Below are 7,357 nucleotides of genomic sequence, written 5' to 3'. Positions count from 1 at the left end.
ACACCGGAAACACCTATTCTTTTTATGCTTCACGGATACGGAAGTAATGAAGAAGATTTGTTTTCTTTCGTTCCTACTCTTCCTCACGACTGGATTGTGGTGAGTTTTAGAGCTCCACTTTCAACAGATTTCGAAGGATTTTCCTGGTACGACATTAATTTCAACAATCCTGAAGAATTTGTGGATGTAAAACAGGCAAAAGAATCAATGAATGCCATTTTAGAGCATATCGTCCATATCCGTGAACAATACGGATTGAAGGGCGACACACATCTCTGCGGATTTTCTCAGGGCGGAATTTTAAGCTATGCTTTGGCTTTAAAAAATCCACAGTTATTTTCGAAAGTGGCTTGTTTAAGCTGTTATCCTGAAGAAAAATTATTAACTGACATTTCCAAAGACCGTAAACAGTTACAGCACTTAAGATTTTTCATTTCTCATGGAACGGACGATGCGATTATCCCGATGGAATGGGGACGAAAAGCGGCAGATTTACTCTACGAATTGAGCTGTTATTTCACATTCCGTGAATATATGAGCGGACATGGCGTGAACCAAAAAAATTATATGGACTTAATGGATTTCTTCGCTAAATAATTTCTTCTTTATGAACTTTTCTAAATTTTTCATTTTTATCTTATTGATTATGAGTGAATTTGCTTTAAGTCAGGTAACTTTAAAAGTGGTTTCTTTACCCGCCAATACAGAAAAAAATACCCGAATTTTCATGGCTTCGTCCTTGAACAATTGGAATCCGGGAGATGAAAAATTCGAACTGAAACCTGATGAAAAGGGAATCTACTCTATCACATTACCTAAAATTTCGGAAAAAGTTGAATATAAATTAACGCGTGGAAGCTGGGAAACTGTTGAAGGCGACGGCAATGGAAATCAAATTTCTAACCGTATTTTATCTTCTGAAGGAAACAATCAAACTGAAAATATCAGAATTACTTCATGGCAAAATCCGGTGGTAAAGCAAAACACGGTTCAACAGAATGTAAAACTATTGAGCGACAGTTTTTTCATTCCGCAATTGAACAAAGAGCGCAGAATTTGGATATATTTGCCTCCTAACTATACTACAAGTACTAAAAAATTTCCTGTAATTTATATGCATGATGCGCAGAATTTATTCAATGATGCTACTTCTTTTTCGGGTGAATGGGGAATTGATGAAACGCTGAACAAATTATTTGAAGAAGGAAAACAGGATGTGATCGTAGTAGGTATTGAAAACGGTGGCGAAAGCAGACTCGATGAATATTCGCCTTGGAAAAATGCAAAATACGGCGGTGGCGAAGGCGACCAATACACCGAATTTTTGGTGAAAACTTTAAAACCTTATATCGACAAACATTACCGAACATTGAAGCAGCCAAAATATACCGGCTTAATCGGTAGTTCGATGGGCGGTTTGATTTCGCTTTACGCAGGAGTAAAATATCCAAATACCTTTGGAAAATTGGGAATTTTCAGTCCGGCTTTTTGGTTTGCTTCAAAGGATCTAAACTATTTCATCAGAAAAAATAACAAGAAACTCAGTAATTCCAAATTCTACTTTGTAGCAGGAAAAAATGAGATGGACACGATGTCTTCCGAAATTTCAAAAGCGGTAGAAAATCTTAAGAAGGAAGGTGTTCCTGCAAAAAATATCAAAGTAAAAATAGACGATTACGGAACGCATACCGAAGGTTATTGGCGCGGTGAATTTGACGATGCCTATCTTTGGTTGTTCTGTCAAAAAAAAAAAAATCGCCTATTGGCGATTCTCTTATTTTCCTAAGTAAGAACTGTACATCCAAACTTCTTTTTCCTGTTCTGTAATGTAGCCGCTCATTTGCGAGTTGGTTCCTTCGTCTCCGGCTTTGTCGGTAATATCCAAAAGTTCACGCTGCAAATCAAGAATCACTTTAAAAGAACTCAAAATATTTTCGACACATTTCGTCCCGTCAGAAAGTTCTATGCTTTCCTTAATGTGCGAAAGTTTCAGATAATCAGAATAATTGTGGTTAGGCGTTGCTCCCAAAGTAAGGATTCTTTCCGCGATTTCGTCAATTTTCAGAACCAAACTGTCGTACAGTTCTTCAAATTTCGGGTGAAGCGTAAAGAACTGGTCACCTTTAATATTCCAATGTGCACCTCTTGTATTTTGATAGAACACGGAATAATTCGCTAAAAGTGTATTGAGTTTCTCTGAGATGTTTTTACAGTCGGCTTCCTTTAAACCAATGATGTTAGCATTTTTCATATCAATAATTTTATACAAATTTAAAAGATACAATCAATTAAAATAAGTGAAAACAATTGATAGATGCTATTTTGAAATTACAAATTTAATTACGAGTCAAATCCATTCGGATGCTGTCTCTTAATTTCATGTACCGTTCCAAGGACTTTCTCCTTTAAAACACCCTGATAATGCTGCAATTTTTCGGCAACATTTTCGTCAGCAGTTCCAATAATTTTTGCGGCTAAAATTCCGGCATTGGCGGCGCCGTTCAAAGCAACTGTGGCAACAGGAATTCCGGAAGGCATCTGCAAAATCGAAAGAACAGAATCCCAACCATCAATAGAATTGGAAGACAAAATCGGAACACCAATCACAGGCAAAGTGGTGCAACTTGCCACCATTCCCGGCAAATGTGCAGCTCCTCCTGCTCCTGCGATAATCACTTTCAAACCGCGTTCTTTGGCAGATTTCGCATACTCGAACATTCTTTCTGGTGTTCTGTGCGCTGAAACGACAGTTAATTCATAAGGAATTTCCAAATTTTTTAGAAAATCTGCGGCTTGTTCCATAATTGCCAAATCGCTTTGGCTGCCCATAATAATTCCTACCATTTTACTTTTTATTATTCTTGTAAAGATAGGAAAATTATGACTGTTTGATGGAGACATCCCATGTGAAAAGTTAAACGCAAAGGCACAAACCGCTTTTTAATTGGGAAAATTCAAAATTACGGCGCAAAGACGCTTCGCTTTATTTTAATCAAAAAAATTATTTTTCAATTTGGACAAAGTCAAAAACCTTCCGCCTTAAAAACATGAAATTTTCAATTTCAAAAACTTTTTTGGGTCTTTGCTTTAAAAAAAATCAAAAATTATAGATGAATTAAATTTTAAGAATCGGTAAAGTTGCGCTTCCGCCTTTGTTTACGGTGATTTAATTGCTTAGATTCGTTCCATATTTCTGAGGATTTGTGAAGACTGATATCATCCTGAACAAAATCTTTAACACCTACAAAACCGCTTTCAGTGATTTGAACCGCAAAAACTGGCTCCTTTCATTTGTGATGCTCATCAACAGAATGGGAACAATGGCAGAGTTTTCATGAGTGTTTACGTCACGCAGTCATTACACAGAAGTCTTTCTGATGCAGGTTTGGTGATTGCACTTTTTAGAGCCGGAGCTGTTGTGGTTTCTTTAAGTGGCGGAATTCTGATTAAAAAAATTGGTTTTAGGGCGACACAGATTTCCACAAGTATAGCAACCGGAATTTTGTACATCATCTGTTTGATTTGTGCTTTTTTAGCCCGAAATTTATTCTCTGAAATGAATGCTGAAAAAAAATTGAAAACTGATGAAAGACGCTAAACTGATTTTTGCCATCCTCACCGTTGCCATTGTTTGGGGAACGACCTTTCTGGGCATTAGAATTGCGGTAGAAAGCATTCCGGCTTGGTTTGTTGCAGGAATTCGTCAGTTAATTGCAGCGGCTTTGCTTTTGATTATTTTGGCATTTTCCGGACAGTTGAAATGGATTGGCTGGAAAAATTTCAGAATTCAGATTATCTTTTCGATATTGATGCTGATTGTTGCGAACGGAATGACAACGGTTGCTGAAGAACATTTATCGAGCAGTTTGGCTTCGCTGATTAGTGCCACTTCCCCACTTTTGGTTTTCATCGGAAGTATTTTTGTAGGACTACAAAAATTCAGTTTTAGATCTCTTATTGGAATTCTTCTTGGATTTTCAGGTATAGTTTTGATTTTCAAAGATGGATTGCAGGATTTGCTGAACCCCGATTACAGAATGGGCGTAATTTTTATTTTCATCGCGATTTCGGGTTGGGCTGCAGGTTCGGTTTACACCAAAAAACTGAATCTTCAGCATCAAAATATTACGTTGAATTTATTTTATCAGTTCTCTTTTGCAGCGGTGATTCAAATTATTTTCGGATTTTTATTTTCGGAACACACTTCCGTTGAAAACTGGACATTAAGAAGTATTCTGGCAATGGTTTATCTAGCGGTTTTTGGTTCGATTGCGGCGTATTTTGCATTTCACTTTGCCTTGAAAAAGATTTCGCCTACACAGCTTTCCTACCTTTCTTATGTGAATACGATTATTGCAATTACTCTAGGTTGGCTGGTTTTGGATGAAAAAATTTCGGCGGCGTTTATTTTCGCTACCATTTTGATTATTACCGGTGTTTTTATCACGAACTACAAACCGGGAATGTTGAGGAGGAAGGCTTAATCTCTCGCAGATTCCGCAGATTTAGCAGATTAACTCACTCGTAGTGTCCTCTGTTTAAAACTCTGTGTCTCCGTGTTTAAGAAATAACTTTTACTAAAGATTTAATGTGAACCAATTTCTCCATTAATTCTTCTCTCGAATCTGCCAAAACATTGATGTGTCCCATTTTTCGGCCGGGTTTAGTTTCGGTTTTTCCGTAGAGATGGACGTAGGTTTTTGGTAATCTCAAAACCTCATCCAAACCTTCGTATTTTACTTTCCCAGAAAAATTTTCTTCACCTACCATATTCAGCATTCCTGAAAAGCCGAAATTGTCAGTGTCTCCCAACGGAAGATTTTTCAGAACTCGATACATCTGTTCAAACTGCGAATTGGCGTTTCCTTCCTGCGTTTGATGACCAGAATTATGCAACCTTGGCGCGGTTTCATTCACCCAAATTTTTCCTTTTTTATCGAGGAATAATTCAATTGCAAAAAGTCCGGGAGAATTGGCTGCTTCGATAAATTTTTGTGCAATTTCATCAATCTGATGCTGAATATCTTCTGAAATTTCAGCCGGACAGATATTGAAATCAAGTAAATTCAATTTCGGGTCTGCAACCATTTCAGTGACAGGAAAAGTTTTAATTTCTCCGTTTTCGTTTTTAGCAACGATGATGGAAAGTTCTTTATCAATATCAACTAAAGATTCCAAAACCGACGGAACATCCCATAAATTCGGCAAATCTTCTTCTGTTTTGATAACCTGAACGCCTTTTCCGTCGTAACCTCCTTTGTTCATTTTCTGCACGAAAGGCAAGGCGAACGTCGCCTCCGATTTTTTTTGAATGACTTGAAATTCAGGACTCGGAATGTCGTTTTTTTTGTAAAATTCTTTCTGCAGAATTTTTTGCTGAATGGTTTTGATAATTTCCGGACTTGGGATGACTTTAATTCCGTTTTCCTGAAGTTCGAAAAGCGCATCAACGTTCACATGTTCAATTTCTATAGAAACGACATCTTTCCCTTTTCCGAAATCGAAAACTGTATCAAAATCGTTGAAACTTCCATTGGAAAAATGAGAAATTCCGGAACAGGGCGCATCTTTCGCCGGGTCGAGTGTAAACCATTCGTCATCATATGATAATGCATTTTGAATGAGCATTCTTCCCAATTGTCCGCCTCCGAGAATTCCGATTTTCATTTGATTTTTTATTAGTCATTGCGATTGAAGCGAAGCCATCCGTTTCTAAAAACCGCAGATTTAAGATTTATTCCTCGCAAAAATACAAAAGCAAAACCGCAAATACAAAACCATTGTTCATCAATATCCTATAAAATATATTTTAAAAATTATAATGTGTTTCGCGATTTTTAAACGTCCTTTGCAATTATAAACTATGGAACTTTTTTTAAACATTTTCTCAATTTTACTGATTATTTTGAGTGTTTTGCCGTTTTATAAAAACCAACACTGGATTTTCCGTGTTCCGGAATTTATGAAGATGCAAATTCTTATACTTCAGGTTCTTGCATTAGTATTAAGTTTCATTTTTGTTGAGAAAAATTTTTGGTTTTGGCTGATTAATGCATCTCAGGTTTTACTGGCGATTTATCACGTTTACATTCTGATTCGTTACACGAAATTTTACAAGAAAAAACGTTCGCAACGCACGAAAAATTCTTCGGAAACCATCAAAGTGATTTCTGTGAATGTCTATCAATTCAATAAAGATTACAAAAGTTTTGAAAATTTAATCAAAAAATACAATCCCGACTGTTTCATCACCATTGAAAGCAATAAAGATTGGGAACATGCCAACCAAATCTTTGAAATCGATTATCCTTACACCGAAAAAGTGACTTTGGAAAACACCTACGGAATGCATTTCTACTCGAAAATTCCTTTTGAAAAAGTGCAGACGCATTATTTTGTTGCAGACGATTTACCCAGTATTGAAGCTATTTTCAAAACAAAAGCGGGAAAATTTTACCAAATTTTTGCAGTGCATCCGCCACCGCCAAGTCCGACGGAAGAAACCACTTCCAAAGAACGGGACGGCGATTTGCTGAGCATTGCGAAGAAAATTAACGAAACGAAAATTCCGAGTTTAGTCATTGGCGATTTCAATACGGTTGCTTGGAGCGATACGTCTATTCTGTTCCGGAAAACGAGTGAATTGATTGATGCAAGAGTTGGTCGTGGGATTTTGGCTACTTTTCACGCCAAGTACTGGTTTTTTCGTGTTCCGCTGGATTTATTGTTTCACAGTCCGGAAATTTTTATTGAAAAATTGGACACTTTAGAAAATATCGGTTCCGACCATTTCCCGATTTTATGCGAGTTTCATCTTGATTTTGAGGACGAAAAGCAGGAAGAAGAAGTAAAAACACTTTCCGAGGAAGAAGCCGAAGAAGTAGAAGAACTCATTGAAGAAGGCATACAAGAAGAAACTGACAATCGTGGGGAGTTTGTGAAGCAGGATTAGTTTTTACACTTTTTGCGTGTATCAATAATGTACTGAATTTTCCAAATACTGTTTTGTTTAACAAGCTGAAAACTGTTCACTCCACAATGCGACACTTTTCCTTTTAAAACAAATTGATAATCCATCCAAACGGAGGCTAATTGTCCATCGGTAAGGATTTTTATGATTGTAATCTGCTCATCCAAATCGCCTTTTGCATATTTTGATATTCCTTCAGCAAATTTTTGCGCATCTTCCGTTTTTACCGTTCCATCTTTCGCAATGGTTTGAAAAACAACAGTTTCTGAAAAAGTATTTTTCAAAGCATTGTCATCAGCATTTTTCATCGCTGTGAAAAAGTTTTCAACTGTTTTTTTAATTTGTTCTTTGTCATTTTGAGCGAAAGTAAAAGCGGATTTTTCATTT

General features: G+C 36.8%; 10 protein-coding genes. 6 read left to right on the top strand and 4 right to left on the bottom strand.

What is annotated here, in order from left to right; all coding sequences use genetic code 11:
- Together Q0252_RS11250 and Q0252_RS11245 are read left to right on the top strand one after the other, a co-directional pair.
- The coding region (locus Q0252_RS11250; protein WP_297986344.1) for an alpha/beta hydrolase-fold protein at positions 1-597 on the top strand (597 nt) is incomplete at its 5' end.
- A gap of 49 nt (positions 598-646) precedes the next feature.
- Entirely contained in the window at positions 647-1,786 is a 1,140-nt protein-coding gene (locus Q0252_RS11245) for an alpha/beta hydrolase-fold protein (RefSeq protein WP_297986342.1), read from the top strand.
- On the opposite strand, the gene Q0252_RS11240 is transcribed toward Q0252_RS11245, so the two are convergent.
- Both Q0252_RS11240 and purE read right to left on the bottom strand, forming a co-directional pair.
- Positions 1,775-2,251: a Dps family protein gene (locus tag Q0252_RS11240; protein ID WP_297986340.1), complete on the bottom strand. Its 477-nt coding sequence runs from the start codon at positions 2,249-2,251 to the stop codon at positions 1,775-1,777. The genes Q0252_RS11245 and Q0252_RS11240 overlap by 12 nt on opposite strands.
- Before the next feature lie 89 nt (positions 2,252-2,340).
- The gene (gene purE, locus Q0252_RS11235; protein WP_297986338.1) at positions 2,341-2,844 is read right to left on the bottom strand and encodes a 5-(carboxyamino)imidazole ribonucleotide mutase; all 504 of its coding nucleotides are present in this window, start codon (positions 2,842-2,844) and stop codon (positions 2,341-2,343) included.
- A 359-nt stretch (positions 2,845-3,203) separates the two neighbouring features.
- Between purE and Q0252_RS11230 the strand changes: the two genes are divergently transcribed.
- Genes Q0252_RS11230 through Q0252_RS11220 form a run of 3 tightly spaced genes read left to right on the top strand, consistent with a single transcriptional unit; the run spans position 3,204 to position 4,484 of the window.
- Complete coding sequence (locus Q0252_RS11230; RefSeq protein ID WP_297986335.1) at positions 3,204-3,338, top strand: hypothetical protein; 135 nt, start codon at positions 3,204-3,206, stop codon at positions 3,336-3,338.
- Positions 3,335-3,598 (top strand): hypothetical protein, encoded by a 264-nt coding sequence (locus tag Q0252_RS11225; RefSeq protein WP_297986332.1) that lies wholly within the window; start codon positions 3,335-3,337, stop codon positions 3,596-3,598. The genes Q0252_RS11230 and Q0252_RS11225 overlap by 4 nt, the downstream gene beginning before the upstream one ends.
- Positions 3,585-4,484 (top strand): EamA family transporter, encoded by a 900-nt coding sequence (locus Q0252_RS11220; RefSeq protein WP_297986331.1) that lies wholly within the window; start codon positions 3,585-3,587, stop codon positions 4,482-4,484. The genes Q0252_RS11225 and Q0252_RS11220 overlap by 14 nt, the downstream gene beginning before the upstream one ends.
- A gap of 76 nt (positions 4,485-4,560) precedes the next feature.
- Here the strand turns inward: Q0252_RS11220 and Q0252_RS11215 are convergent, their stop codons facing one another.
- Entirely contained in the window at positions 4,561-5,667 is a 1,107-nt protein-coding gene (locus Q0252_RS11215) for a 5-(carboxyamino)imidazole ribonucleotide synthase (RefSeq protein ID WP_297986328.1), read from the bottom strand.
- Positions 5,668-5,863: 196 nt separating this feature from the next.
- Here Q0252_RS11215 and Q0252_RS11210 point away from each other — a divergent pair, with 196 nt between their 5' ends.
- Entirely contained in the window at positions 5,864-6,952 is a 1,089-nt protein-coding gene (locus Q0252_RS11210) for an endonuclease/exonuclease/phosphatase family protein (RefSeq protein ID WP_297986326.1), read from the top strand.
- On the opposite strand, the gene Q0252_RS11205 is transcribed toward Q0252_RS11210, so the two are convergent.
- Positions 6,949-7,311 (bottom strand): hypothetical protein, encoded by a 363-nt coding sequence (locus tag Q0252_RS11205; protein WP_367174840.1) that lies wholly within the window; start codon positions 7,309-7,311, stop codon positions 6,949-6,951. The genes Q0252_RS11210 and Q0252_RS11205 overlap by 4 nt on opposite strands.
- Positions 7,312-7,357: the final 46 nt, after the last annotated feature.

The sequence above is a fragment of the uncultured Chryseobacterium sp. genome, from assembly GCF_936933875.1.
Classification (GTDB): Bacteria; Bacteroidota; Bacteroidia; order Flavobacteriales; family Weeksellaceae; genus CAKZIK01.
Note: the sequence above shows the minus strand (reverse complement) of the source record. Positions and strands in the feature narration are given on the sequence as shown.

Bases quoted from the DNA above. Each gene is read 5' to 3' on its own strand.
- Q0252_RS11225 (WP_297986332.1), top strand. From the start codon at position 3,335: ATGAGTGTTTACGTCACGCAGTCATTACACAGAAGTCTTTCTGATGCA.
- Q0252_RS11220 (WP_297986331.1), top strand. From the start codon at position 3,585: ATGAAAGACGCTAAACTGATTTTTGCCATCCTCACCGTTGCCATTGTT.
- purE (WP_297986338.1), bottom strand. From the start codon at position 2,844: ATGGTAGGAATTATTATGGGCAGCCAAAGCGATTTGGCAATTATGGAA.
- Q0252_RS11215 (WP_297986328.1), bottom strand. From the start codon at position 5,667: ATGAAAATCGGAATTCTCGGAGGCGGACAATTGGGAAGAATGCTCATT.
- Q0252_RS11210 (WP_297986326.1), top strand. From the start codon at position 5,864: ATGGAACTTTTTTTAAACATTTTCTCAATTTTACTGATTATTTTGAGT.
- Q0252_RS11245 (WP_297986342.1), top strand. From the start codon at position 647: ATGAGTGAATTTGCTTTAAGTCAGGTAACTTTAAAAGTGGTTTCTTTA.
- Q0252_RS11240 (WP_297986340.1), bottom strand. From the start codon at position 2,251: ATGAAAAATGCTAACATCATTGGTTTAAAGGAAGCCGACTGTAAAAAC.